At 63.6% G+C, this 23,163-nt stretch carries 26 protein-coding genes; 23 read left to right on the top strand and 3 right to left on the bottom strand.

The window, feature by feature from the left end:
- Positions 1–17: 17 nt before the first annotated feature.
- Entirely contained in the window at positions 18–1,346 is a 1,329-nt protein-coding gene (locus tag ACLP2E_RS06870) for a dihydroorotase (RefSeq protein ID WP_442463743.1), read from the bottom strand.
- 153 nt (positions 1,347–1,499) lie between these two features.
- On the opposite strand from ACLP2E_RS06870, the gene ygfZ reads away from it, so the two are divergent.
- Positions 1,500–2,327: a CAF17-like 4Fe-4S cluster assembly/insertion protein YgfZ gene (ygfZ, locus tag ACLP2E_RS06865; RefSeq protein WP_442465488.1), complete on the top strand. Its 828-nt coding sequence runs from the start codon at positions 1,500–1,502 to the stop codon at positions 2,325–2,327.
- Here the strand turns inward: ygfZ and ACLP2E_RS06860 are convergent, their stop codons facing one another.
- Together ACLP2E_RS06860 and ACLP2E_RS06855 are read right to left on the bottom strand one after the other, a co-directional pair.
- Complete coding sequence (locus tag ACLP2E_RS06860; protein ID WP_442463745.1) at positions 2,328–2,690, bottom strand: carboxymuconolactone decarboxylase family protein; 363 nt, start codon at positions 2,688–2,690, stop codon at positions 2,328–2,330. It abuts the gene before it with no gap.
- A gap of 125 nt (positions 2,691–2,815) precedes the next feature.
- Positions 2,816–3,208 carry a hypothetical protein gene (locus ACLP2E_RS06855; protein ID WP_442465487.1) on the bottom strand — a complete coding sequence of 131 codons (393 nt, stop codon included), beginning with the start codon at positions 3,206–3,208 and terminating at the stop codon, positions 2,816–2,818.
- Positions 3,209–3,391: 183 nt separating this feature from the next.
- On the opposite strand from ACLP2E_RS06855, the gene ACLP2E_RS06850 reads away from it, so the two are divergent.
- The 22 genes from ACLP2E_RS06850 (at position 3,392) to ACLP2E_RS06745 (ending at position 23,001) form a co-directional block, all read left to right on the top strand.
- On the top strand, positions 3,392–4,039 hold the full coding sequence (locus tag ACLP2E_RS06850; protein WP_442463747.1) for a DNA-3-methyladenine glycosylase I: 648 nt from the start codon (positions 3,392–3,394) through the stop codon (positions 4,037–4,039).
- Positions 4,036–4,635, top strand: a complete 600-nt coding sequence (locus ACLP2E_RS06845) for a YfbR-like 5'-deoxynucleotidase (protein WP_442463748.1) — start codon at positions 4,036–4,038, stop codon at positions 4,633–4,635. Before ACLP2E_RS06850 ends, ACLP2E_RS06845 begins: the two co-directional genes overlap by 4 nt.
- Positions 4,636–5,145 carry a tyrosine phosphatase family protein gene (locus ACLP2E_RS06840; RefSeq protein WP_442465486.1) on the top strand — a complete coding sequence of 170 codons (510 nt, stop codon included), beginning with the start codon at positions 4,636–4,638 and terminating at the stop codon, positions 5,143–5,145.
- Positions 5,142–6,149, top strand: coding sequence for an NUDIX hydrolase (locus tag ACLP2E_RS06835; RefSeq protein ID WP_442463750.1), 1,008 nt, complete (start codon positions 5,142–5,144; stop codon positions 6,147–6,149). Before ACLP2E_RS06840 ends, ACLP2E_RS06835 begins: the two co-directional genes overlap by 4 nt.
- A 66-nt stretch (positions 6,150–6,215) precedes the next feature.
- Positions 6,216–6,461 (top strand): exodeoxyribonuclease VII small subunit, encoded by a 246-nt coding sequence (locus ACLP2E_RS06830; RefSeq protein WP_442465485.1) that lies wholly within the window; start codon positions 6,216–6,218, stop codon positions 6,459–6,461.
- 121 nt (positions 6,462–6,582) lie between these two features.
- On the top strand, positions 6,583–7,476 hold the full coding sequence (locus ACLP2E_RS06825; RefSeq protein ID WP_442465484.1) for a pirin family protein: 894 nt from the start codon (positions 6,583–6,585) through the stop codon (positions 7,474–7,476).
- Complete coding sequence (locus ACLP2E_RS06820) at positions 7,473–8,354, top strand: 4-(cytidine 5'-diphospho)-2-C-methyl-D-erythritol kinase (RefSeq protein ID WP_442465483.1); 882 nt, start codon at positions 7,473–7,475, stop codon at positions 8,352–8,354. Before ACLP2E_RS06825 ends, ACLP2E_RS06820 begins: the two co-directional genes overlap by 4 nt.
- 59 nt (positions 8,355–8,413) lie before the next feature.
- A complete protein-coding gene (locus tag ACLP2E_RS06815) occupies positions 8,414–8,854 on the top strand; it encodes a VOC family protein (RefSeq protein WP_442463754.1) in 441 nt (146 codons plus the stop codon).
- A complete protein-coding gene (locus tag ACLP2E_RS06810) occupies positions 8,854–9,531 on the top strand; it encodes a class II aldolase/adducin family protein (RefSeq protein WP_442463755.1) in 678 nt (225 codons plus the stop codon). The genes ACLP2E_RS06815 and ACLP2E_RS06810 overlap by 1 nt, the downstream gene beginning before the upstream one ends.
- Before the next feature lie 193 nt (positions 9,532–9,724).
- Positions 9,725–10,153, top strand: a complete 429-nt coding sequence (locus tag ACLP2E_RS06805; RefSeq protein WP_442465482.1) for a hypothetical protein — start codon at positions 9,725–9,727, stop codon at positions 10,151–10,153.
- A 199-nt stretch (positions 10,154–10,352) separates the two neighbouring features.
- Entirely contained in the window at positions 10,353–11,006 is a 654-nt protein-coding gene (locus ACLP2E_RS06800) for a DedA family protein (protein WP_442463757.1), read from the top strand.
- A gap of 111 nt (positions 11,007–11,117) precedes the next feature.
- Positions 11,118–11,780, top strand: coding sequence for a DedA family protein (locus ACLP2E_RS06795; RefSeq protein ID WP_442465481.1), 663 nt, complete (start codon positions 11,118–11,120; stop codon positions 11,778–11,780).
- 685 nt (positions 11,781–12,465) lie between these two features.
- Positions 12,466–14,136, top strand: a complete 1,671-nt coding sequence (gene ccoN, locus ACLP2E_RS06790) for a cytochrome-c oxidase, cbb3-type subunit I (RefSeq protein ID WP_442465480.1) — start codon at positions 12,466–12,468, stop codon at positions 14,134–14,136.
- Between the two features lie 11 nt (positions 14,137–14,147).
- Positions 14,148–14,882 carry a cytochrome-c oxidase, cbb3-type subunit II gene (gene ccoO, locus ACLP2E_RS06785; RefSeq protein ID WP_442463406.1) on the top strand — a complete coding sequence of 245 codons (735 nt, stop codon included), beginning with the start codon at positions 14,148–14,150 and terminating at the stop codon, positions 14,880–14,882.
- Positions 14,883–14,892: 10 nt separating this feature from the next.
- Positions 14,893–15,042, top strand: a complete 150-nt coding sequence (locus ACLP2E_RS06780) for a cbb3-type cytochrome oxidase subunit 3 (RefSeq protein WP_442463407.1) — start codon at positions 14,893–14,895, stop codon at positions 15,040–15,042.
- A 3-nt stretch (positions 15,043–15,045) separates the two neighbouring features.
- A complete protein-coding gene (gene ccoP, locus ACLP2E_RS06775) occupies positions 15,046–15,921 on the top strand; it encodes a cytochrome-c oxidase, cbb3-type subunit III (protein WP_442465479.1) in 876 nt (291 codons plus the stop codon).
- Positions 15,922–16,317: 396 nt separating this feature from the next.
- Positions 16,318–17,793 (top strand): cytochrome c oxidase accessory protein CcoG, encoded by a 1,476-nt coding sequence (ccoG, locus tag ACLP2E_RS06770; RefSeq protein WP_442463409.1) that lies wholly within the window; start codon positions 16,318–16,320, stop codon positions 17,791–17,793.
- Positions 17,794–17,816: 23 nt separating this feature from the next.
- Complete coding sequence (locus ACLP2E_RS06765) at positions 17,817–18,320, top strand: FixH family protein (protein WP_442465478.1); 504 nt, start codon at positions 17,817–17,819, stop codon at positions 18,318–18,320.
- Between the two features lie 4 nt (positions 18,321–18,324).
- Positions 18,325–20,574 carry a heavy metal translocating P-type ATPase gene (locus tag ACLP2E_RS06760; protein WP_442465477.1) on the top strand — a complete coding sequence of 750 codons (2,250 nt, stop codon included), beginning with the start codon at positions 18,325–18,327 and terminating at the stop codon, positions 20,572–20,574.
- Positions 20,571–20,756: a cbb3-type cytochrome oxidase assembly protein CcoS gene (ccoS, locus tag ACLP2E_RS06755; protein ID WP_442463412.1), complete on the top strand. Its 186-nt coding sequence runs from the start codon at positions 20,571–20,573 to the stop codon at positions 20,754–20,756. Before ACLP2E_RS06760 ends, ccoS begins: the two co-directional genes overlap by 4 nt.
- Positions 20,753–21,949 carry a hypothetical protein gene (locus ACLP2E_RS06750; RefSeq protein WP_442463413.1) on the top strand — a complete coding sequence of 399 codons (1,197 nt, stop codon included), beginning with the start codon at positions 20,753–20,755 and terminating at the stop codon, positions 21,947–21,949. The genes ccoS and ACLP2E_RS06750 overlap by 4 nt, the downstream gene beginning before the upstream one ends.
- A 50-nt stretch (positions 21,950–21,999) precedes the next feature.
- Positions 22,000–23,001: a TonB family protein gene (locus ACLP2E_RS06745; RefSeq protein WP_442465476.1), complete on the top strand. Its 1,002-nt coding sequence runs from the start codon at positions 22,000–22,002 to the stop codon at positions 22,999–23,001.
- Positions 23,002–23,163: the final 162 nt, after the last annotated feature.

Below are 23,163 nucleotides of genomic sequence, written 5' to 3'. Positions count from 1 at the left end.
GGGAGAGCGAATAGAACTCAAAGCGCCTCGAGAAAGCGGATCGGCTTGCCCGTGGAAGGCGTCAGAACCTCGCCCTCCCACATCACGCGGGCGCCGCGCACAAAGGTCCCCACCGGCCAGCCGGTTACTTCCTTGCCGTCATAGGGGGTCCAACCGCAGCGCGAGGCGATCCAGCCGTTGCGGATGGTTTCGCGCCGCTTCAGATCGACGACGGTCAGGTCGGCGTCGTAGCCGACGGCGACGCGTCCCTTTCGCGCCAGCTGGAACAGGCGGGCCGGGCCGGCGCTGGTCAGGTCGACAAAACGCGCCAGGGTGAGACGGCCGGCCGCGACATGGTCGAGCATGATCGGCACGAGCGTTTGCACGCCGGTCATGCCTGAGGGGCTGTCGGGATAGGGCTTGGCTTTTTCTTCCAGCGTGTGCGGCGCATGGTCGGAGCCGAGCACGTCGACCACGCCCTGGTCGAGTCCGCGCCAGATTTTTTCGCGATGCCCGGCGTCGCGCACCGGCGGGTTCATCTGGATTTTCGTCCCCAACCTTGCGTAATCGTCGGCTGACAGGGTCAGGTGGTGAGGCGTAACCTCGACGCTGGCAACGTCCTTGTGCTGGCTCAAAAAGGCGATCTCTTCGCCGGTCGAGACATGCAGCACGTGAATGCGGGCGCGTTGCTCCCGCGCGATGGCGATCAGCCGTTTCGTGCAGGTCAGCGCGGTCTCGGCGTCGCGCCAGACCGGATGCGAGGCGGGGTCGCCGGGGACGCGCTCGCCCATGCGCTCATTGAGGCGAAATTCGTCCTCGCTGTGGAAGGCGGCGCGCCGGCGTGCGTGGCGCAAAATTTCCGCGACGCCGGCGTCGTCGGCGACCAGCAGCGAGCCGGTGGATGAGCCCATGAAGACCTTTATGCCCGCGGCGCCGGGCAGGCGCTCCAGTTCCGCGACATGCCTGGCGTTTTCATGGGTGCCGCCGACATAAAAGGCGAAATCGCAGTGCATCCGCCCGGTTCCCCGGGCCACCTTGTCGGCCAGCGCCTCCGGCGTCGTGGTCAGCGGATTGGTGTTGGGCATTTCGAACACGCCGGTGACGCCGCCGAGCACTGCGGCGCGCGAGCCGGTTTCGAGATCTTCCTTGTGGGTTGGGCCGGGTTCGCGGAAATGCACCTGGGTGTCGATGACGCCGGGCAATATGTGCAGTCCGGCGCAATCGACAATCGTCCGGGCGCTCGCCTGCGACAAGTCGCCAATGGCGGCGATGGTCTCGCCGATGACGCCGATGTCGCGTGCGCCGGCGCCGTCATGGTTGACCAGGACGCCGCCCCGAAGGATGAAATCGAAGCTTTGTTGCGGCATGGGGCCTCCGGGAAAAATTTTGCCCCGGCCGCGGACCGAAGCTTGCATGGTTACGTTATTATCACGACGTTCTTGAGTTTGCAGCGTACGTATACATCTACAATGTGCTGGGGGCGAAAGCCGCGCTCGGCCAAGAGGAATGTGGGGAAGGGAATGAAAGCGTCGCATTTGTCGGGTCGTGGACTCGTTCGCGTCGGCGGGGCGGAAGCGCGCGCCTTTTTGCAAGGGCTGGTAACCGGCAATGTGCTGACGCTCGGCGCCGACGAGGCGCGCTGGGCGGCGCTGCTAACGCCGCAGGGCAAGATATTGTTCGATTTCCTGATGGTGGCCAAATCTGAAATCAATGGCCAGGACGCCATTTTGCTCGACGTTAAGCACGAGAAAATTCCGGAACTTATCAAGCGCCTGTCGATGTACAAGTTGCGCGCGAAAGTGGACATCGCCGACGTCAGCGACCGTTTCGGCGTGATCGCGCTTTATGGCGGCCCAGTCGCCGAGGGCGCGCGCGATGGTCGTCATCCCGACATGGGAACGCGGTTGGTCGCGCCGGCGGCCGACATTCCGGCTCTGATGCCGACATTCGGCGGCGACGCCGGGGTCGAAGATTATGACGCGCATCGAATAGCGCTCGGCGTGCCCGAGGGCGGCGTCGATTTCGTCTATGGCGACGCTTTTCCGCATGAGGCGGATATGGATCAACTTAATGGCGTCGACTTCAAGAAGGGCTGTTTCGTCGGCCAGGAAGTCGTGGCGCGGATGCAGTATCGCGGCCTCACCCGCAATCGGGTGATGAAGGTTTTCCTCGAAGGCGCGCGGCCGGCGCCCGGCGCCGTCGTCATGGCCGGCGACATCAGGATCGGTGTGATGGGGTCGAGCGCCGGCGCGCGAGGCTTGGCGCTGCTGCGCCTCGACCGGGCGGAAGAGGCGGCGCAGGCCGGTCAGGCCCTTGTCAGCGGCGAGACAAGGTTGCGGCTGACCTGATCAAGCTTCGGTCTTCACCGCGGCGAATTGACTGAAAGCCTGCAGCGCGTGGCTGGCGTACATGACCGAGGGACCGGCGCCCATATAGATCGCCATGCCCAAAGTCTCCAGAATCTCCTCGCGCGTCGCGCCAAGGTTGGCGGCGGCCTTGCTGTGGAAGGCGATGCAGTCGTCGCAGCGCGTCGCCACGCCGATGGCCAATGCGATCAATTCCTTGGTCTTGGCGTCGAGCGCGCCGGTTTTTGTGGCGCTCTGGGCCATGGCGGAAAAGCTCTTCATCACTTCCGCCGCGCCTTCGCCGGCGCGCAGATCGCGCAATTGGGCGGAGAGCTTTTTCGCGGTCTCGGGCCATTCGAAAATCATCTTGAACCTCGCTGCTTGTGCACGCATATATATGCGAAACAGCGAATATATCAAGAAAAATGCGCCGCAACGTCGCCGCTCCGGCGCAACGCCTCTGGTTCGCCGCGTTTTCGGCGGGTTTTTGATCAGGTGTGGACCATTCGTTGATGCGAACTGACAGTCAGAAAATAAAAGCTGCCGATCGCTCCGAACAGAAAGATCGCCACGCCGGTCCAGCCCATGGCGTTCATGACGCCGGACATGGTCCCCATCGTCGCAACGATGACGCCAGCGCTGTGCGCGACGCCCGAGGGGGCCAGCACATGGCGCAGGTCGCTTTCGTCATGGAAGTCCTTGGCGAACCATGTGATCAGAGCCCAGCCCAAAAGCGCGACGCCGAAAAATCGCGCCATCAGTTCTGCGGAGCGCGACGCCTCCATGCCGTAAATCGCGCCGATCCTGTCGGGAATCAGCAGGTCGCCAATGCCGAACAGCAGGCCCAGTATTGAAATGATGGTCAGAAAAGTCTTGACGGACATGACGAGTCTCCCTGTATTTCCCTTCGGGCGACAAACGGTCGCCCTCGCGTGTGGGCAACAAGTCCAACCAAGTATAATCGGGAACCCAGGGGTTAAGTTCCTGAAGGGCAGGACGCCATCAATCGCGCCGGTCGATCCAGCGCCGTCCTTGGCTTCGTCCCGCGGATTGGCTAAATCTGGCGCATGACCGAGGCCCCGAAACGAATCGATGCTCCGAACAGGATCGCCCTCGCCCATCCCGACGGGCTGAATCGCTGCCCTTGGCCGGGACATGACCCAGCCTATCTCGCCTATCACGACGCGGAATGGGGGACGCCGGAATTCGATTCCCGCGCCTTGTTCGAAAAGCTGGTGCTCGACGGCTTTCAGGCCGGCCTGTCGTGGATCGCCATTTTGCGCAAGCGTGAGAATTTTCGCGCGGCCTTCGATGGCTTCGACCCGCTGAAAATAGCGGCCTATGACGCAGCCAAAGTCGAAAGCCTGATGCAGGACGCCGGGATCGTCCGCAATCGCGCCAAGATAACCGGCGCGATCGCCTCCTCCCGGCTCTATCTCGACATCGAGGCGAAGCAAGGTTTCGCCAATTATCTTTGGGATTTTGTCGACGGCCGGATGACGGTCAATCGATTTCGTTGCATGGAGCAGGTTCCGGCGCAAACGCCCGCGTCGGAAAAAATGGCGCGCGACCTCAAGGCGCGCGGCTTTACGTTCTGCGGCCCGACCATCGTCTATGCCTTCATGCAGGCGGTCGGCATGGTCAACGATCATCTCGTCGACTGCCATCGACACGAGGCCTGTCAGGCCCTTTACAAGCAGACGGGGCGCCGATGAACGACAAAAACCCGCGCGCCTGGCAACGCATGCTCTCCGGGCGGCGGCTCGACATTCTCAATCCTTCGCCGCTCGACGTCGAGATCGAGGACATCGCCCATGGCCTGGCCCGCGTCGCGCGCTGGAACGGCCAGACCCGCGGCGGGGTGATTTTTTCGGTGGCGCAGCATTCGGTGCTGGTCGCGGAAATCCTCGGCCTGCTCGATCCCGCCGCCCCGGCGCGCTGGCGCCTGTTCGCCCTGCTGCACGACGCGCCGGAATATGTCATCGGCGACATGATCACGCCGTTCAAGGCGGCGCTCGGCGAGGTTTACCGCGAGGTCGAGGCGCGGCTAGCCCACGCCATTTTCCTGCGCTTCTCGCTCAATCCCGAACCGTCGCCGGCGCTGCGGAAAATGACCAAACAGGCCGACCGCATTTCCGCTTATTTCGAGGCGACGCTCTACGCCGGTTTCGACGCCGACGAGGCGGCGCGTCTGTTCGGCGACCCGGCCGTCGACGCGAAACGCGTCGAAAGTCTTCTCGCGCCCATGCCGCCGGAAACCGCGCAGGCTTTGTTCCTGCGGCATTTCCGGGCTTACGACGGAGGGCTTTGAATGAGCCTCGTCTATGTCTGCCCGCTGAGCCGGGTCGAGCAGGTGGTCGCGCAAAGCGGGGCCGATTCTCTGGTGTCGCTGCTCAGCCCGTCACACCAACCGCCGCGTGTCGCCGCCATCGCGCCGGAACGCCACTTGATGCTCGGCCTGTCCGATATCGTCGCGCCGCTTGAGGGCCATGTGCTGCCGCAGCCAGGCCATGTCGCAAGCCTGATTGAATTCTTCCTCCGCTGGGAGCGCGCCCGTCCGCTGGTCGTGCATTGCTACGCGGGCGTCAGCCGCTCCCCGGCGGCGGCGTTCATAGGGCTTTGCGCGCTGGACGTCGCGCCGGAAATCGAGATCGCGAAAAAATTGCGCCGGTTGTCGCCTTCAGCTACGCCAAACAAGCGCCTGGTGGCGCTCGCCGACTCAAAGCTGTCGCGCCAGGGCCGGATGATGGCGGCGATCGATTCGATCGGACGCGGGGCGGATTGTTTCGAGGGCGAGGTTTTCTGCATGGAGACGGCATGAGCGAACTTCCGCATCCGTCGTTTGCAGTCGAAATCGGCCTGACCGCGGCCATTGTCGCGGTGCGCGGCGATACGCCGCTGATTCTGGTGGCGCGCGGCGCCGACGGCAAGGACGTTCGCGGCGGCGGCGCGGCTTTGCCTTCCGGTCCCTTCGATCCGGTCAATCACCGCACTTTCGAGATGGGCTTGCGCGCTTGGGTGGCGGAACAGACCGGCGTGCCGGTCGGCTATGTCGAACAGCTCTACACGTTCGGCGACCGCGGCCGCCACAGCCGCGCCGGCAGCCGCGATCCGCATGAAGTATCGGTCGGCTATCTCGCGCTCACCCGCCTTTGCGGCAAGGACATGGCCACCGCGCCCGGCGCCGGCTTTCGCGAATGGTATCGTTTTTTCCCATGGGAGGATTGGCGCAACGGCCGCCCGGCGCTGATCGATTTGACCATCATGCCGGGGCTGCGCGCCTTCGTGGAGCGCGGCAAACACGCTGGCGCCTCGACGCGTCGGCGCGGCCTGACGCGAATTGAGCGGGTGCGGCAATTGTTCGGCGAGGAGGGCGACCGTTTCGACGAGGAAAACGTCCTCGATCGCTACGAACTGCTTTATGAGGCCGGCCTGGTTGAGGAAAGCGTGCGCGACGGGCGCGAGCCAGCGCCCGGCGTCGAAGAATGGCCGCCGCTCGGCGAGAGCATGCAGGCCGACCATCGCCGCATCCTCGCCACCGCCATGGGCCGCCTGCGCGCCAAGATGAAATATCGCCCGGTGATTTTCGAACTGATGCCGGAAAGTTTCACTTTGACCGCCTTGCAGACCACGGTCGAGGCTATTTCCGGGCGCCACCTGCACAAGCAGAATTTCCGCCGTCTGGTCGAAGCCGCCGCCGTGGTGGAGGCGACCGGCGAAATGTCGCACGCCACCGGCGGCCGCCCGGCGGCATTGTTTCGTTTCCGCCGCGAAGTCTTGCAGGAGCGCCCCGCGCCCGGCCTGCGCGTCGGCATCAGGGGATGAGCTTGTGCCGCGGGCCTGGGGTGACTAGATTCGTTGCAGGACTCAGCATCGAGACAGGATTTTGCCGTGAGCGCAGCCGAAAACGCAACTGAACTGAGTTTTGAGGCCGCCATGCGCGAACTGGAGGAAATCGTCTCCGCGCTCGAAAAGGGCAATGTCGATCTCGACAAATCCATCGCGCTTTACGAGCGCGGCGAGTTTCTCAAGAAGCACTGCGACAGCCTGTTGAAAAGCGCCGAGGCGCGGATCGAGAAAATCGTCCAGGGCGCCGACGGAGCCGCCAAGGGAGTCGCGCCGCTCGACGTGGAGTAAGGCCAGGCCTCAGGCGGAGCCTTTGAGGTTCTGCAGGAGCGAATGCGACCAAAAGGCTCGTCTTTAAACGGTCGTCTAAAGACACCCTGTGGAGCTTACGCGAGGGTTTAGAGGGTGCAAAATGTCGGTTCTGACGCCTGCTTCGGTTGATGTCGTCGTCGTTCCGCAGGCGCGGGACATCGGCGGCTTCGGCGTGCGCCGCGCTTTGCCCGCCGCCCAGAAAAGGATGGTCGGGCCTTTCGTTTTCCTCGACGAAATGGGTCCGGCCGATTTGGCCGCCGGCGCGGGAATGGACGTGCGGCCGCATCCCCATATCGGTCTCGCCACCCTCACCTATCTGCTGGAAGGCGAGATCTTTCATCGCGATTCGCTTGGCAGCGCGCAGAATATCACGCCGGGCGCGGTCAACCTGATGGTCGCGGGGCGCGGCATCGTTCATTCCGAACGTTCGCCGCCTGATTTCCGCGCAACGGGGGGGCGCATGGCCGGCCTGCAATGCTGGCTCGGACTGCCGCTGGCCGCCGAGGAGACCGATCCGAGTTTCGATCATTTTCCGCGGGAAAGCTTGCCAATGCTTGACGGCGACGGTTTTTCCCTGCGTCTCGCCATTGGCTCGCTGCACGGCCTGCGTTCGCCGGTAAAGAGTTTTTCGCCCTGCTTTTTCGCCGATGTCGACCTCTCGGCCGGCGCAACCTATGTCTTGACCGCCGAACATGAGGAGCGGGCCTTTTATCTGGTCTCCGGCGAAATCGAGATCGCGGGCGTGTTGTTCGAGCCGGGGCGGCTGGTGGTCGTGCGTCCGGACGCGGAAGTCGCGCTGCGGGCGGTGGCGAAAAGCCGGCTCGTGGCCTTGGGGGGCGACATTCTGGAGGGGCCGCGATTTGTGTGGTGGAATTTTGTGTCGTCCAGCCGCGAGCGCATCCGCGCCGCCCGCGCCGACTGGGAATCGGGCAAGTTTTCCGCTATCGAGGGCGATCCCGAGTTCATCCCGGCGCCGGAATTGAAGGCTTTATGAGTTTTTCGAAATTTTTCGCCACGCGCGCGCCGGCAAAAATCAACCTGACCCTGCATATCGAGGGACGGCGCGATGACGGCTATCATGAATTGCACAGCCTGGTCGCCTTCGCCGGCGCCGCCGACTATCTGACGTTGGCGCCGGGCGAAGAATTTGCGCTGACCCTCGAAGGGCCGACCGCGCAAGCCGCCGGCGAGGGCGGCGACAATCTGGTGGCGCGGGCCGAGCGCGCCTTGCGCGAGGAAAAGCCCGGCCTGCGCTCCGGGGCCTTTCATCTGGTGAAGCGCCTGCCGGTGGCGGCGGGCGTGGGCGGCGGCTCCTCCGACGCGGCGGCGGCCTTGCGCCTGCTGGCTCGGGCCAATGGTCTTTCGCCCGACGATCCGGCGCTTTACGCGGCGGCGCGCAAAACCGGGGCGGACGTGCCGGTCTGCCTGACGCCTCGGGGAAAAATGATGAGCGGGATCGGCGAGCGGCTCGGGCCGCCAATAAAACTGCCGCCCCTGTTCGCGGTTCTGGTCAATCCGCGCCAACCGGTGGAAACGCGGGCGGTCTTCGCCAAGCTTGGTCTCAAGCCCGGCGAGAACAATGGTTTCGGAGGGCATCCCGCGATCGCCGAGAATATGGATTTCGAGAGCCTGCTGCGGTCGCTGAAAAAGGGCCGCAACGACATGGAGGACGCCGCCTGCGTGCTGGCGCCGGTGATCGGCCATGTGCTGGCGGTGCTTTCCGGAGCGCGCGGCTGTCGTCTCGCCCGCATGTCGGGATCGGGCGCGACCTGTTTCGCGCTGTTCGAAACCTGCCGGCAGGCGGGCGTGGCGGCGCGGGCGATTTCGCGCGGCCACCCCGAATGGTGGGTCAAGACGACGATCTTGCGGTGAAGGGGTTTCTTTCTCTCAAGTCGCAAAACGTTGCAGCAATTCAAACCTGGAGCCCGAGCATGCGTTACCTGCACACGATGATCCGCGTCGCCGATCTCGACGCCGCGCTGGAATTTTTCGTCCAGAAAATGGGCATGGTCGAAATTCGCCGGATGGAGAGCGAGAAAGGCCGCTTCACCCTGGTCTACCTCGCCACGCCGGGCGATGTGTCGCGCGCCGCCGCCACCCGGACGCCGGAGCTGGAGCTGACCTATAACTGGGACCGCGAAGATTATACCGGCGGCCGCAATTTCGGCCATCTCGCCTATGAGGTCGACGATATCTACGCTTATTGCGAAAAACTCGCCAAGGCCGGGGTGGTCATCAACCGCCCGCCGCGCGATGGCCGCATGGCCTTCATCCGTACTCCGGACGGAATTTCCATCGAATTGCTGCAAAGTGGCGAGGCGCTGCCGGCGCAGGAGCCCTGGGCCAGCGCGCAGAATATCGGAAGCTGGTGATGGGTTTTTCGACGAAGGAAGAGGCGCAAGCGCGAAAAGATATCGTCGAAGCTTGCCGGGCGATGAACGCTTCGGGGATCAACCAGGGCGCCGCGGGCAATATTTCGCTGCGGTTCGGTCAGTCCATGCTGATCACGCCGAGCGGCGTCGATTATCAGGGCCTGGCGCCGGAAATGATCGTCGCCATGGATCTGTCCGCCGACGAGGCGGCGCGCGACGAAAACACCGGCCTGCGCGCCTCCAGCGAATGGCGTTTTCACCGCGATATTTTTTTCGCCAGGCCGGATGTCGGGGCCATCGTGCACACCCATGCCCCTTACGCCACGGTGATGTCCATGCTGCGCCGGCCGATCCCGGCCAGTCACTACATGATCGCCGCTTTCGGCGGCGCCTCGGTCGAATGCACGGACTACGCCCCTTTCGGCACGCAGGAGCTTTCCGAACTCGCCGTGCGGGGGCTCGGGCCGCGGCAGGGGGTGCTGCTCGGCAGCCATGGCATGATCGCGGTGGGGCCGGATCTGGCCCGCGCGCTGTGGCTGGCGGGCGAACTGGAGACTTTGGCGAAACTGCATTATCTCGCCTCTCTCGCCGGCGCGCCGGTCATCCTGCCGGAGGCGGAGACCCTGGCCTTGTGCGAAAGATTCGCCGGTTACGGCCCCGGCGCCGCAAAAGCTTAACAAAAGGTTAACGCCAGCGACCCGCCCACCGCTCAATGGCTCCGATCACGGGAATTTGATTCGAGCGATGGGAGGCGCCGCTGCTATTTTGACCAAGTTCCCAGACAATGTTGGGGCTGCCTTTGGCGAGGCGTCCTTGGCCAGACGGTTTGAGCCGGCTTGGCGCAGTTTATTCTCGAAAACGGAGAAATTCATGCGATCGAATGAATTGTTCCGCTCTTGCGCCAACGAACATGTCGCGGCCGCGGCCTTGGCCTGCATCGGCGGCCCCTTGGAGAAGCGAGTCGCCATCGCAGCGCAGCGGGCCGGTCTGTCGTCCGGCGCTTTTGTTGCGCGCTTGGTGGCGGATTATGATCGCAAGGCTAGTCCAGGGCGGCGGAAAAGTCTCGAAAAGGGCATGTTTCGCAACCAAACGCCGATCCTCGCCGGGTTGCGGCATGTGGTCCAGGTGGCGCTCGAAGGGGCTTGGGACAATGCTCGAGACGTCGCTCAGGACGTCGCTCAGGACGTCCCTTGGGATATTGCCGGGGAAAGAGCGGTCGTCGATGGCAAAATTCGCTGGTCGGGCCAGTGCGCTGCGGTCATGCGAAACCAACCGGTTTTAAAGGGGCTCTGCAACTGAGCCCGTGACGGCGGCGTTTAGCGCCGGCACTTTGCCGGATCCCGAGGATGTTTGGTTGGAACATCCTCGGGGTCCGGCAATTTGTTTGGAGGCGCCTTTTTCAGATCGCGGCCTTTTCGTCGGAAATGGTCTTCCGGCGGCGCTCTCGCCAAAAACGGTCCTTTGCTCAATATAGGTCCTTGACCAAAGCGAGGGCCCTGTGCCGCATCTCCATTCCTTGATTGTTCAATATGGTCCCTGGGCAGTCTTCGCGCTGGTGGCGCTGGAAAGCACCGGCATTCCGCTGCCGGGCGAGACGATATTGATCACGGCCGCAATCCTCGCCGGCCGGACGCATGAAGGGTCGATCGTCGAAATCATCGGGCTGGCGGCCGCTGGCGCGATATTCGGCGACAATATCGGCTTCTGGGTCGGGCGCGAATTCGGCCTGAGACTCCTGGTCAAGCATGGCGGGCGCATCGGCCTGACTGAGGACAAGCTCAAGCTGGGGCAATATATGTTCATGCGCTTTGGCGGCGCCATCGTGTTTTTTGGCCGCTTTATCGCGGTGCTGCGCGCTTTCGCCGCCGTTCTGGCCGGGGCCAACAAGTTGGCGCCCGGGCGTTTTTTCATGTTCAACGCGGCCGGCGGCATCGTCTGGGCCAGTCTGTTTGGCCTCGGCGGCTATTTTCTCGGCCAGGATTTCCACAAGATCGCCGGTCCCCTCGGCATGACGGGGCTTGTCGCCGCGCTCGGCCTGATGGTGTTTTTCTGGTTCTATTACCGCAAGCACGAGGCGCAATTGATTGAAATGGCCAAGGCAGCCTTGCCGGGGCCGGTAGGGCTGGTCAAACGCGGCGCCGTCACGTCCTGAACTTGCTATCGCCAACAAGAACGCAACTTTTTTCCGCTATCTTTTTTTGGCGTCGCATCCTATCGGGTTCGACTCATTCGCATTTTTCGAAGTGACGCCACCAGGACGCCAATGCTCATCGACATGATAAGACCCTTGATCGCCCAGCATGGTTATCTGGCGGTTTTCTGCATTGTCGCGTTGGAAAGTTCCGGCATTCCGCTGCCCGGCGAAACCGCGCTGGTGCTGGCCGCGCTCTATGCCGGCGCGACGGGCGAACTCGACATCAAATGGATCATCGCCCTGGCCGCCGCCGGCGCCATTCTCGGCGACAACGTCGGTTTCTGGGCCGGACGGCGTTTCGGCTTGCCGTTGCTGCTGCGTCACGGCGCCAAGCTGGGCCTCACCGACGACCGGATCAAGCTTGGGCAGTATCTGTTCGAGCATCACGGCGCGAAAATTGTGTTTTTCGGACGTTTCGTCGCGCTGCTGCGGATTTTCGCCGCTTTTCTCGCCGGCGTGAATCGCTATGGCTGGGGGCTTTTCACGTTCTACAACGCCTCCGGCGGCGTGATCTGGGCGCTGGTTTTCGGCCTTGGCGGCTATGCCTTCGGCGATGCTTTCGAACATGTCGCCGGGCCCCTGGGCAAGATCGCGCTGGGCCTCGCCGTCATCGGCGTGGCCATCGGCTGGTGGGTCATCCACAGCCAGGAAAAAAAGCTGATCGCGCGCGCCGTCGCCGCCTATCCCGGCCCCCTGCGGCGCGACGTGCCCGCGGTCAGAGCGAAAGCCTGAACTTCGCGGCTATTTCGCCCATCACGCCGCGTCCGAAGGCAAGGGCATGAACGTCGGAAGGGTAGATCAGCAGGCGCCGCCAGTTTAAGATCATTCTCGACCATCAGCACGGTGCGGCTGGCGGCCGCGCGCTTGATCAACCCGGCGATCCGTCGAGGTTGAGCTCTTCGAGCAGCGCCTGCGCCCTCTCGCTCCCTCATCATATTGTCTTAGACGCCGTTCGGAGCGGCAGAAATCGAACGATGTGCCGCGTCCGCGCTGCAGCAGCGGCCCTCCCCCGGACCAGCTTTCGGCATTCAAGTCGTCGCACCTTGACCGGGGCGGTCATTCCGCCTTTTCCAAGACGGCAGCGCCGCCGTAAAAAGCAATCACAGACTGGGCCGCGTTTGCCCGAAGAATCAAGGGAGGGAGAGGGCGCGAAGCTTCGGTTTTCGACCAATAGCGGCCGACGACAGCGGCGAAAACCCGCCAAAACCGTGGCGCCATTGCGGCGCCTCCAATGGTCGCAAGTATTACGCAGATCGGCCGTCGCCCTATCGCCTAAAAACTTTTTTTCCGCTAATCATGCGTTCAGGTGCTTGAATTGACATGAGTCAATGAAAGCGTTGTAGGGGCGGGCGATGGTCCGCCCAATGGCGAGTCGGCGTTTTCGAATGCGCCGGCGCGATTTCATTGGGGCGAAAACATGGCGCAAGCAAATTCAGTCGCGGCGCCGCCGCAAGGCGGCAAGTCATTAAGCTTCGGAGAGCTGTCGGGGATCGTCCTGTCGCTCCTCGGCGCGTTTCTGGCTTTATTCATCGCATCGAAGGCCTATACGGCCCCCTATGCGTTCCACATGTTCGTGTTCGCCCTGGCGGGTCTGGGCTCGGCCTTCTTCATCTTCAAGCGCCACACGCTTCGTCCCGCGGTCATTCCGCAGGAAATCAACGGCAAGCCCAACTATAATTACGGGCCTATTCAGTTCGCCAGCCTCGCCGCCGTGTTCTGGGGCATCGCCGGCTTCCTCGTCGGCCTGATCATCGCCCTGGAGCTGGCCTTTCCCGATCTGTCCATGGGCCTGCCCTGGATCAATTTCGGCCGGTTGCGCCCGCTGCACACTTCGGCGGTGATTTTCGCCTTCGGCGGCAATGTCCTGCTGGCGACCTCGCTTTATGTCGTGCAGCGCACCTGCCGCGCGCGTCTGGCCGGCGATCTTGCTCCCTGGTTCGTCGTTCTCGGCTTCAACCTGTTCATTGTCATCGCCGGCACGGGCTACCTGCTCGGCATCACCCAGGGCAAGGAATACGCCGAGCCGGAATGGTATTCCGACCTCTGGCTGACCATCGTCTGGGTGGTTTACCTGCTGGTGTTCCTGGCGACCTTGTGGAAGCGCAAGGAGCCCCACATTTTCGTCGCCAACTGGTTCACCCTGGCGATGATCATCACCATCGCCATGCTGCACCTGGGCAACAACGCCTCGGTTCCGATTTCGATCTTCTCGCCAAAGTCCTACATCGTTTGGTCCGGCGTGCAGGACGCGATGTTCCAGTGGTGGTACGGCCATAACGCGGTGGGCTTCTTCCTGACCGCCGGCTTCCTCGCCATCATGTATTATTTCGTGCCCAAGCGCGCGGAACGTCCGATCTATTCCTACCGCCTGTCGATCATCCACTTCTGGGCCTTGATCTTCATGTACATCTGGGCCGGCCCGCATCATTTGCACTATACGGCTTTGCCGGACTGGGCGCAGACGCTGGGCATGACCTTCTCTATCATGCTGTGGATGCCTTCATGGGGCGGCATGATCAATGGCCTGCTCACTCTGGCGGGCGCGTGGGACAAGCTGCGCACCGATCCCGTGCTGCGCATGCTGGTCGTGTCGGTCGCCTTCTACGGCATGTCGACCTTCGAAGGCCCACTGATGTCGATCAAAGTGGTCAATTCGCTGTCGCACTATACCGACTGGACCATCGGCCACGTTCATTCCGGCGCTCTCGGCTGGGTAGGCTTCGTCTCCTTCGGCGCGCTCTACTGCCTGATCCCCTGGGTGTTCAACCGCCGGCTCTATTCGCTGAAGCTGGTGAACTGGCACTTCTGGATCGCGACCATCGGCATCGTTCTCTACATTACCGCGATGTGGGTGTCGGGCATCCTGCAGGGTCTGATGTGGCGCGCCTATACTTCGAACGGGTTCCTGGAATATTCCTTCATCGAAACCGTCGAGGCCATGCATCCCTTCTATGTGATCCGTGCGATCGGCGGCGGCCTGTTCCTGGTCGGCTCCCTGATCATGGCCTTCAACTTCTACAAGACCATCGCTTCGCCTGAAGAGGCGGGGGCCCCCGAAATCAATCCCGCGCTCGCGCCGGCCGAGTGAGGAGTTTGACAATGTCACTTTGGAACAAACACGCGATCTTTGAGAAGAATTCGATCGTCCTGGTCGTCGGCATCCTCTTGGTCGTCGCCATCGGCGGTCTGGTGGAAATCGCGCCGCTCTTTTACCTGAAGAGCACGATCGAAACCGTCGACGGCGTGCGGCCTTATACGCCGCTCGAACTGGCGGGGCGCAACATCTACGTCCGCGAGGGCTGCTATCTCTGCCATTCGCAGATGATCCGCTCGCTGCGCGACGAAGTGGAGCGCTACGGCCATTACTCGTTGGCGGCGGAGTCGAAATATGACCATCCGTTCCAGTGGGGCTCCAAGCGCACCGGCCCGGACCTCGCCCGCGTCGGCGGCAAATATTCCGACGATTGGCAGCGCGGCCATCTGACCAATCCGCGTTCGGTCGTCCCTGGCTCGGTCATGCCGCGCTACGGCTTCCTCGCCGAATCAGCGCTCGACTACAAGCATATCCAGGAGGACATGTCGGTCCTGGCGCTCGAAGGCGTGCCCTATACGCCGGAAATGATCGCCAAGGCGGACGCCGACATCAAGGCGCAGCTCAACCCCGACGATCCGTCGGCGGCCGATCTCGCCAAGCGCTATCCCAAAGCCGTCGCTCACGCGAGCCTCGGCGGCGACATCGGCGTGACAGAACAGGACGCCCTGGTGGCCTATCTGCAAATGCTTGGCACCACGGTCGATTTCAAACTCTACAATGACAAGGCCGATTTGCGCTAAAGGGGGCGAAATGGACATCGAAGCCATTCTGGGACCGCTGAAAATAGTGAGTCTGTTTTCGGTCATCATCGCATTCGCGGGCGTTGTCGCCTTTGCGCTGTGGCCGTCCAAAAAGAAGAGCTTCGATGAGGCCGCCCGTCTGCCGCTGAACGAGGATTGAACGATGGTTGACAACACGCATCAAGATATTGACGCGGCCACGGGTACGGCTACCACGGGCCACGCATGGGACGGCATCAAGGAATTGAACACGCCGCTTCCGAAATGGTGGCTATATGTGCTCTACGCCACCATCATCTGGGCCGTCGGTTACTGGGTTCTCTATCCGGCCATCCCGTTGCCCGGCGGCCACACCCAGGGCATACTGGGCTGGTCGTCGCGCGGCGCCGTGAAGCAGGATCTCGCCGATCTCGCGACTCAGCGCGCCGGCATCGTGGACCAGCTGAACAAGGCCACCCTTCAGCAGATCGACGCCGATCCCAAACTGGCGGAATTCGCCCGCGCTTACGGCCGGTCGGCATTCGGCAATAATTGCGCGCCCTGCCACGGTTCCGGCGGCCAGGGTTCGAAGGGCTATCCCAACCTCAACGCCGACCGCTGGTTGTGGGGCGGCTCCCTCGACCAGATCAGCGCCACCATTACCCATGGCGCGCGCTCCGGCGACGCCAACGGCCACGAAGGCAACATGCCCGACTTCGGCAAATCCGGCGTCCTGACCAAGGACCAGATCAACGCCGTCGCCGATTATGTGGTTTCGCTGTCGAACCCGGCCGCCGCCGGCGCCGGCGTCGCCGCCGGCAAGAAGATCTTCGCGGAGAATTGTTCGCCTTGTCATGGCGACAACGCCAAGGGCAATTCGGAAGTCGGCGCGCCGAACCTGACGACGAAGATCTGGCTCTACGGCGGCGACAAGGAGACCATCGTCGAGACCGTGACCAACGGTCGCGGCGGTCATATGCCGGCCTGGGGCGAAAAGCTCGATCCCGCCACGATCAAATCGCTCACCATCTTCGTCCATTCGCTGGGCGGCGGTCAGTAAGCTTCGAAAAACGGGCGCGCCGGACGGCTGGGTTTCCCTCCGTCCGGCGTCGCCGCTTTCTCAAGATCGGTCGCGATAGACTATGCGACCGCGGCCGACGGAATCATCGGCTCCCGCCTGAGGCGGCGATCCTCAAAGGCGTCGTCGGCCCAAAAGCGACGCGCGCCCATTTGCCGGCATGAAAACGCCGGAAAAATGCGCCGAAACGTGCGCCGCTTGCGCCGCGACAAACCACGCAAAAAAAGATCGACTCGGACGGCCCGCTTCGGCTTATAAGAGCGGAAAGAGCGTATCATGCCGGGGCGCGGGACGCTCGTTTATGGCGCAGCCGAGCCTTCGCCGACGAGCCCTTCGCTGACGAGCCATTCGCCCCGTAGCACCATTCGAGATGACACGATGAGCGCAATTCCGGGGCTAGCGCCCAAGCCGAAAACCGACGTCGCCGCGGCGGCGAGCGACGAGCTTTACGAAACGCGCAAGCAGATCTATCCGCAAAGCGTCTCTGGCACATTCCGCAACATCAAATGGGCTTTGCTCGTCGTCGGCATGCTCGTCTATTATTTCTTGCCCTTCGTGCGCTGGGATCGCGGGCCGGAGCAACCGGCGCAGGCGGTGCTGGTCGACCTGGCGCATCAAAGATTCTTCTTCTTCGGCATCACCATCTGGCCGCAGGAAGTCTATTACCTCACCGGCCTTTTGATCCTCGCGTCGTTCACTTTGTTCCTGATGAACGCCGTGGCCGGGCGCATCTGGTGCGGCTATCTCTGTCCGCAGACCGTGTGGACCGATCTTTTCCTGCTGATCGAGCGCTGGACGCAGGGCGACCGCCGCGACCGCATGAAAAAGGCCAAGCAGCCGCAAAATCTCGAAACAATCGTCGAGGCGATCCTCAAACATTCGCTGTGGCTGATGATCGCCTGGTGGACCGGCGGCGCCTGGGTGCTGTATTTCGCCGACGCGCCGACCCTGGTGAAGCAATTGGCGACCTTCCAGGCTCCGGCGCAGGCCTATATCTGGGTTTTGATCCTGACCGCCTCGACCTATCTGCTCGCCGGTTTCGCCCGCGAACAGGTCTGCGTCTACATGTGTCCCTGGCCGCGCATCCAGGCGGCGCTGACCGACGAATGGGCGCTCAACGTCACCTATCGGACCGATCGCGGCGAACCGCGCGGCTCCATGAAGAAGAACAAGGCGCTGCGCGCCGCCGGCAAGCCGGCGGGCGACTGCGTCGATTGCGGCCAGTGCGTCGCGGTCTGTCCCACTGGCGTCGACATTCGCGGGGGCCTGAACATGGGCTGCATCCAATGCGGCCTGTGCATCGACGCCTGCGACAATGTGATGACCAAGATCGGCAAGCCGACGCGCCTGATCGCCTATGACACCGACGAAAACATCCGCCGCCGCAGCATCGGCCTGCCCGCGCTGAAGCCGAAAATCTTTCGCGCCCGCACCATCGTCTATATGGTCCTGATCGTCGGCGTCGCCGCCCTGATGGGCTTCACCCTGGCGACCCGGCGCAGCCTCGGCGTCGACGTGATGCACGACCGCAATCCGATTTACGTCGCCTTGTCGGACGGCTCGATCCGCAACGCCTATACGGTGCGCATCCTCAACCAGAAGGGCGCGACCCGCGATTTCAAATTGTCGCTGGCCGGCCTGCCGCAAGGCAAAATCGAAGTCCAGGGCCATCCGGATGACGCTGACGGCTCCGTTCCGATCACTGTGGGAGCCGATCAGACGCTTGAGTTGCGCGCTCTCGTCACCATACCGGACGGCATACAATTGCCGCAAAGCACGACGATCCAGATCGTCCTGACCGACGTCACAACGGGCGAGGTCGCCAAAAAGGTGGATTTCTTCAAGAGCCCCTGAACGAACCGAAGGTTTGAGTAGAGATGAAAGAGGAAAGCGACTACCGGCCGGGTGGCCGGCCTCTGACCGGGCGCACGGTGCTGGCTATGCTCGCGGCGTTTTTCGGCGTGATGCTGCTCGCCAATTTCATCATGGCCCGCCAGGCGATCAAAACCTTCAGCGGCCTCGACACCAACAATCCCTACGACACCGGCCTCGCCTACAACAGCGAGATCGCCGCCGCCAAGGCCCAGGCGGCGCTCGGCTGGAGCGTCGAACTCACGCGGACGCCGGGCGGATCGGCGACGCAATTGACGGCGACGGTCAAGGACAAGGCTGGGCAGCCGGTGACCGGCCTCGATGTGTCGATGCATTTCTTCTATCCGGCGACCAGCAAGTTCGACCGCGAAATCGTCGCCGGCGCCGTCGCCGATGGCATTTATTCCGGCGCAGCCGAATTGCCGCCGGGGCGCTGGGATGTCGAGTTGAACCTCAAGCGCAATGGCGAGCGGCAATTCCGCTCGCGTAATTCACTGACCATCGAGTGAGGCGATGGCCGCCACCCCGGACTATTCGCATTTCGTCAAGACCGACAAGGAAGGGCGCTCGCGGCTCGACCTGGCGATAGACGGCATCACCTGCGCCGCCTGTCTTGACGATATCGAAACGGCGATGAAACGCCTGCCGGGGGTTATTCTGGCGCGGCTCAATCTCACCAGCCACCGCCTCGCCGTGACGTTCGACGCCGCGCGCATCGACAGCGGCGCGCTCACCGGCGCGCTGGAGGCGATCGGCTATCGCGCCTATCCTTTCGAGCAGCGCAAGGTCGAGGCCGACGAGGCCGCGCGCTTTTCCCTGCTGCTGAAATGCCTCGGCGTCGCCGTTTTCGCGGCGATGAACATCATGCTGCTGTCGATCTCGGTATGGTCGGGCGAAGCGGAAAGCATGACGCCGGAAACGCGCGATTTCTTCCATTTGCTCTCGGCGCTCATCGCCTTGCCGGCGGCCGCCTACGCCGGCCAGCCTTTCTACATCAGCGCCTGGACCGCCTTGCGGCAGGGCCGCCTCAACATGGACGTGCCGATCACCATCGGCGTTTTCCTCGCCTTGGCGCTGTCCGTCTACGAGACCGAGCATCACGCTCTGCACGCCTATTTCGATTCGGCGATCATGTTGCTGACCTTTCTGCTCGCCGGACGCGTGATGGATCAGGCGATGCGGCGCAAAACCCGTGCGGCGGCGGGGAATCTGGCGGCGCTGAAAGGCGAGAACGCCCTGCGTTTCGAATCCGGCGCCGAAGAGGAAAAGCTGGTTCTGGTGCCGGTGGCGGCGCTGGCGGCGGGCGACCGGGTGCTGGTGCGCGCCGGCGAACGCATTCCGGCCGACGGCGAGATTGAACAGGGCTCATCCGCCTTGGACGAGAGCGCGATTACCGGCGAAACCACCGGTAAAAAGGTCGGCGTCGGCGACATGGCCTATGCCGGCTCGATCAACGCCGAGGGGGCGTTGACCTTGCGCGTGACGGCGGCGGGCCATGCCGCCCTGATCGACGAGGCGGCGCGGCTGATCGAAGCGGCTAGCGCCGCGCGCTCGCGCTACATGCGGCTGTCCGACCGGGTGTCGCGGCTCTACGCTCCCGCCGTGCATCTGACCGCTCTGGCCACCGGACTGGTCTGGCTGGCTCTGGGCGCCTCCGCCCATGACGCGCTGGTCACCGCCATTTCCGTGCTGATCATCACCTGTCCCTGCGCTCTCGCGCTGGCCGTGCCGACGGTTCAGGCCATGGCCTCGGGCGCCTTTTTCCGCTCCAGCCTGTTCCTTAATGACGCCACCGGACTGGAAAAACTCGGCGAGGTCGACGCGATCGTCTTCGACAAGACCGGCACGCTGACCCTGCCGGAGCCCCGCGTCGCCAACGCGCAGGAAATTGCGCCGGACCTGCTCGAACTCGCGGCAAGGCTGGCGCGCTCCAGCCATCATCCCCTGGCATTGGCCCTGGCCAGATCGGTCGGCGCCAGCGCGCCGCTGCCCGACGCGCGCGAGACGCCGGGGCAGGGCGTCGCCGCGCCGTTCGATGACGGCGAAGTCCGGCTCGGCTCCGCCGCTTTCTGTGGCGTCGAAGGGGGGGCGGGCCCCGACGAAGCCAGCTCGATTTTCGTTCGCAAAGGGGAGCGCTGGGCGAGGATGCTGATCCGCCAGACGCTGCGCCCCGACGCCGCCGAGGTGGTCGCCGGTCTGCGCAAGAAGAAATTCAAGATTTTCATCCTCTCGGGAGACCGTCCGGAGGCGGTAGCGCCGATCGCGGCGCATCTTGGCGTCACGGACTGGCGCGGGGGCCAAAAGCCCGCGGACAAGATCGCCTTCATCGAGGACCTGAAGGCGCAGGGCGCCCGTGTGTTGATGGTCGGCGACGGCCTCAATGACGCGCCGGCGCTCGCCGCCGCCTATGCCTCGCTCTCGCCGATCGACGCGGTTCATCTGACCCAGACCCAGGCCGACGCGGTGTTTCTCGGCGAACGACTGGCGCCGGTCGCGGCGGCGCTGGAAATCGCCCGGCGCGCGCGGGCGCTGATGCGGCAGAATCTGGCTTTGGCCATAGGCTATAATACGATTGCCGTCCCGGTGGCCATGTCGGGCCATGCTTCGCCGCTTTTCGCCGCCCTGGCCATGTCGGGATCGTCGATTCTGGTGACGATCAACGCGCTGCGCTTGCGCGGACCCGGCAAAAGCGCCAATCTGGCGCCCAAGGACGCAAAGGGAGAGGGCGCGGGCGCGCCCCGATTGAGCAGGCTGGCGTCATGAATGTTCTGGTCTTTCTCATTCCCGCCGCGCTGGCGCTCGGCCTGCTTGCGCTCTACGGCCTGTTCTGGTCGCTCAAGCGCAATCAATATGAGGATCTCGACGGCGCCGCCTATCGCGTCCTGCAAGACGACGATCTCCAGGACGACGATCTGCAAGCCGGCAATCTCGAAATCAAGAAATGACCGTGCTCGATCCTCGCGTCCCGACGGCGGGGAATGAGCCGGCCGATTCCACTGCCAGTCTCGCCCGCGCGGGCCGGCTGGCCTGTTTCTGCCCGCCCGGCGCTCCAACGCCCGGGTTGGCGCTCGACAGCGATCGCTGGAGTCCGGGCGTGGCGACGCTGGCCGCCGGTTTCGCTCTGTCGGTGCTGTCGCAAAGCCTTGCGCTCGGGGTATTGCCGCTGGCGGGACGGCTGCTGGCGCCCAACCCGCATTATATGGCCGCGCCTTACATCGCCATGCTGCTTGGCGCGGCCACCGCGACTTTTCCCGCTTCTTTCCTGCTGGACGCCTTCGGCCGCCGCGCGGCCCTGGCTTTGGGCGCCAGCCTCGGCGTCGCTGGCGGGCTGATAATGGCCTGGGCCTTGACGGTCAACCTGTTCGCGCCCTTCTGCCTCGGCGCCTTCTGGCTCGGCGTCGCGCAAGGTTTTTCGCTGTTCTACCGCCACGAGGCGGCGCTCGGCGCGACCGGAACCAGCCGCGCCCGTGCGGCGCTGATCGTGTTCGGCTCGGGCGCGCTGGCGGGCCTCGCCGGCCCGGCTCTCGCCTATCAGGTGGCGCGCATCGCGCCCGCCTCGCTTTTCGCCGCCACGGCGCTCGCCGCCGCCTTGACCCAGGTTCTGGTGCTGGCGCTGGCGGTATTCGCCACTGCCCGCGCGCCGGTGCTGCCGCATCATTTCGCCACAGCGCAAGCGCAGCCAAACTGGCGGGCCTTCATCGGGCCGAGCCTGATCGCCGCTCTCGCCTGGTTCGGCATGACCGCGGCGATGGTCGCGGCGCCCGGCGCCATGGCCGGTTGCGGCATTGGCGCGCCCATCGTGTTCAGCGCCATTTCCTGGCATGTCGTCGCGATGTATGCGCCAGCCTTTTTCACGGGCTTCTTCGCCCGCCGCCTCGGCGCCCTGGCCACGGCGGCGCTGGGACTGGCGCTGATCGCCGTCGCCTGGGCCATCGAGAGCGCGGCCAACGACTACTGGCGTTTCGCTTCCGCTTTGATCGTCGTCGCTATCGGCTGGAGCTTCGCCACCGCCGGCGCCTCGCTGCGGCTTTACGCCAGGGCCAATCCGTCTCGCGGAATGCTGGCGGCGCATGACGCCCTGCTGTTCCTGTCGGCCATAGCCGGGGCGATGGCGGCGGCTTACTGGCTGCCGGTGTAGGATCGGAATTCCATCCGGACGATATCTGCTATATGGAGGCGGAACGGGGCATGGCCGCGCAAGTCCCGTTGGTCAGCCGCGTGATCGATCGTCAAGAACATTTGCCCATGATTTTAACAGCGCCTTCCGATGAACGTCTGATTGAGGCTCCACAGCCGTCGATCCAGGCTGACAAACGCCGCGCTACGCTCATTCTCGCGCTCTGCTTTCTATTGCATGCGATCCCGATCGGGTTTTTGATCCACCAGGGCGTTCCAGACAATTTGGCGCCGGATGAACAGGAAATTCCTGTCGAAGTCATCGTCGAGCCGCCGCCCCCCAAAGAGCCGGAGCCGGCCCCGCCCAAGGCCGAAAAAAAACAGGCCGAACAAACGCCCTTCGACGAGAAGCCGGCCACGGACGCGCCGCGCGCTCCCAATGAAGAAAAAGTCAAAAGAGATTCGGAGGACAAGGTTACGCATGCTCCGGAGGCTAATCCGGAACCCAAGCCCGCCGACAAGACGCCGCCGGGCGAACCGGCCCCGACGGCGGAAAAGACCAGCGACTACAAGAACGTGGAGGCCTCGGCCCCTAAATTGAAAGACGATCGCCCTGACGGGGAGCCCCTCAACGCCGCCGAGGAGCAGCATCCCGATAAGCCGGAACAGACGAAAGCGGAAAAGGCCGCGCCCAAGCCGGAAAAACAACAGACGGCGGCGCAGCAACCGACGACGGCCTTTGCCGCCACGCCAGATTATAGTTTCGCTCCCGCCTCCACATACACGCCCATTGCCGGGGGGAACGCGGCTTCGACCTATCTTTCGATCGTCTATGGCATGGTGACTTCTCACATGCATAAGCCGAACGTCGCGGCCGGTCGCGCGCACACGGTGGGCGAGATCGCCTTCGATGTCGATTTCGGCGGCAGTCTTATCGGCGCGCGTATTCTCAAGTCGAGCGGATCACGCGAACTGGACACCGCCGCTTTGGCCGCCATCCGCGCCTCCGCGCCTTTCCCGATGCCGCCAACGGGAAACGGGCTCAGTCTGCGCCTTCATTACAATGGTAATTAGGGCACTGGGGATTTGCTGGAACCGGAGGTCCTTGCGGCCGTAAATTTGGGCGTCTCGCGGTTATCCTGCTCTGAGCGCTTTCATCATAACTACCCCAAGGAACTCCGTTATAGCCCGTTCGGAATCACGCGCGCTTGTTCTCTGTTATGTTTGAGCACTGCC

Origin of the sequence: Rhodoblastus sp. (genome assembly GCF_052145335.1) — a bacterium.
GTDB lineage: Bacteria > Pseudomonadota > Alphaproteobacteria > Rhizobiales > Beijerinckiaceae > Rhodoblastus.
The sequence above is the reverse complement of the archived record's forward strand: the minus strand, read 5'-3'. Positions and strand labels throughout refer to the sequence as shown.

What these genes read in the sequence shown, in the direction of transcription:
- ACLP2E_RS06870 (WP_442463743.1), bottom strand. Translation starts at nt 1,346, where the DNA reads ATGCCGCAACAAAGCTTCGATTTCATCCTTCGGGGCGGCGTCCTGGTC.
- ygfZ (WP_442465488.1), top strand. Translation starts at nt 1,500, where the DNA reads ATGAAAGCGTCGCATTTGTCGGGTCGTGGACTCGTTCGCGTCGGCGGG.
- ACLP2E_RS06860 (WP_442463745.1), bottom strand. Translation starts at nt 2,690, where the DNA reads ATGATTTTCGAATGGCCCGAGACCGCGAAAAAGCTCTCCGCCCAATTG.
- ACLP2E_RS06855 (WP_442465487.1), bottom strand. Translation starts at nt 3,208, where the DNA reads ATGTCCGTCAAGACTTTTCTGACCATCATTTCAATACTGGGCCTGCTG.
- ACLP2E_RS06850 (WP_442463747.1), top strand. Translation starts at nt 3,392, where the DNA reads ATGACCGAGGCCCCGAAACGAATCGATGCTCCGAACAGGATCGCCCTC.
- ACLP2E_RS06845 (WP_442463748.1), top strand. Translation starts at nt 4,036, where the DNA reads ATGAACGACAAAAACCCGCGCGCCTGGCAACGCATGCTCTCCGGGCGG.
- ACLP2E_RS06840 (WP_442465486.1), top strand. Translation starts at nt 4,636, where the DNA reads ATGAGCCTCGTCTATGTCTGCCCGCTGAGCCGGGTCGAGCAGGTGGTC.
- ACLP2E_RS06835 (WP_442463750.1), top strand. Translation starts at nt 5,142, where the DNA reads ATGAGCGAACTTCCGCATCCGTCGTTTGCAGTCGAAATCGGCCTGACC.
- ACLP2E_RS06825 (WP_442465484.1), top strand. Translation starts at nt 6,583, where the DNA reads ATGTCGGTTCTGACGCCTGCTTCGGTTGATGTCGTCGTCGTTCCGCAG.
- ACLP2E_RS06820 (WP_442465483.1), top strand. Translation starts at nt 7,473, where the DNA reads ATGAGTTTTTCGAAATTTTTCGCCACGCGCGCGCCGGCAAAAATCAAC.
- ACLP2E_RS06815 (WP_442463754.1), top strand. Translation starts at nt 8,414, where the DNA reads ATGCGTTACCTGCACACGATGATCCGCGTCGCCGATCTCGACGCCGCG.
- ACLP2E_RS06810 (WP_442463755.1), top strand. Translation starts at nt 8,854, where the DNA reads ATGGGTTTTTCGACGAAGGAAGAGGCGCAAGCGCGAAAAGATATCGTC.
- ACLP2E_RS06805 (WP_442465482.1), top strand. Translation starts at nt 9,725, where the DNA reads ATGCGATCGAATGAATTGTTCCGCTCTTGCGCCAACGAACATGTCGCG.
- ACLP2E_RS06795 (WP_442465481.1), top strand. Translation starts at nt 11,118, where the DNA reads ATGCTCATCGACATGATAAGACCCTTGATCGCCCAGCATGGTTATCTG.
- ccoN (WP_442465480.1), top strand. Translation starts at nt 12,466, where the DNA reads ATGGCGCAAGCAAATTCAGTCGCGGCGCCGCCGCAAGGCGGCAAGTCA.
- ccoO (WP_442463406.1), top strand. Translation starts at nt 14,148, where the DNA reads ATGTCACTTTGGAACAAACACGCGATCTTTGAGAAGAATTCGATCGTC.
- ACLP2E_RS06780 (WP_442463407.1), top strand. Translation starts at nt 14,893, where the DNA reads ATGGACATCGAAGCCATTCTGGGACCGCTGAAAATAGTGAGTCTGTTT.
- ccoP (WP_442465479.1), top strand. Translation starts at nt 15,046, where the DNA reads ATGGTTGACAACACGCATCAAGATATTGACGCGGCCACGGGTACGGCT.
- ccoG (WP_442463409.1), top strand. Translation starts at nt 16,318, where the DNA reads ATGAGCGCAATTCCGGGGCTAGCGCCCAAGCCGAAAACCGACGTCGCC.
- ACLP2E_RS06765 (WP_442465478.1), top strand. Translation starts at nt 17,817, where the DNA reads ATGAAAGAGGAAAGCGACTACCGGCCGGGTGGCCGGCCTCTGACCGGG.
- ACLP2E_RS06760 (WP_442465477.1), top strand. Translation starts at nt 18,325, where the DNA reads ATGGCCGCCACCCCGGACTATTCGCATTTCGTCAAGACCGACAAGGAA.
- ccoS (WP_442463412.1), top strand. Translation starts at nt 20,571, where the DNA reads ATGAATGTTCTGGTCTTTCTCATTCCCGCCGCGCTGGCGCTCGGCCTG.
- ACLP2E_RS06750 (WP_442463413.1), top strand. Translation starts at nt 20,753, where the DNA reads ATGACCGTGCTCGATCCTCGCGTCCCGACGGCGGGGAATGAGCCGGCC.
- ACLP2E_RS06745 (WP_442465476.1), top strand. Translation starts at nt 22,000, where the DNA reads ATGGCCGCGCAAGTCCCGTTGGTCAGCCGCGTGATCGATCGTCAAGAA.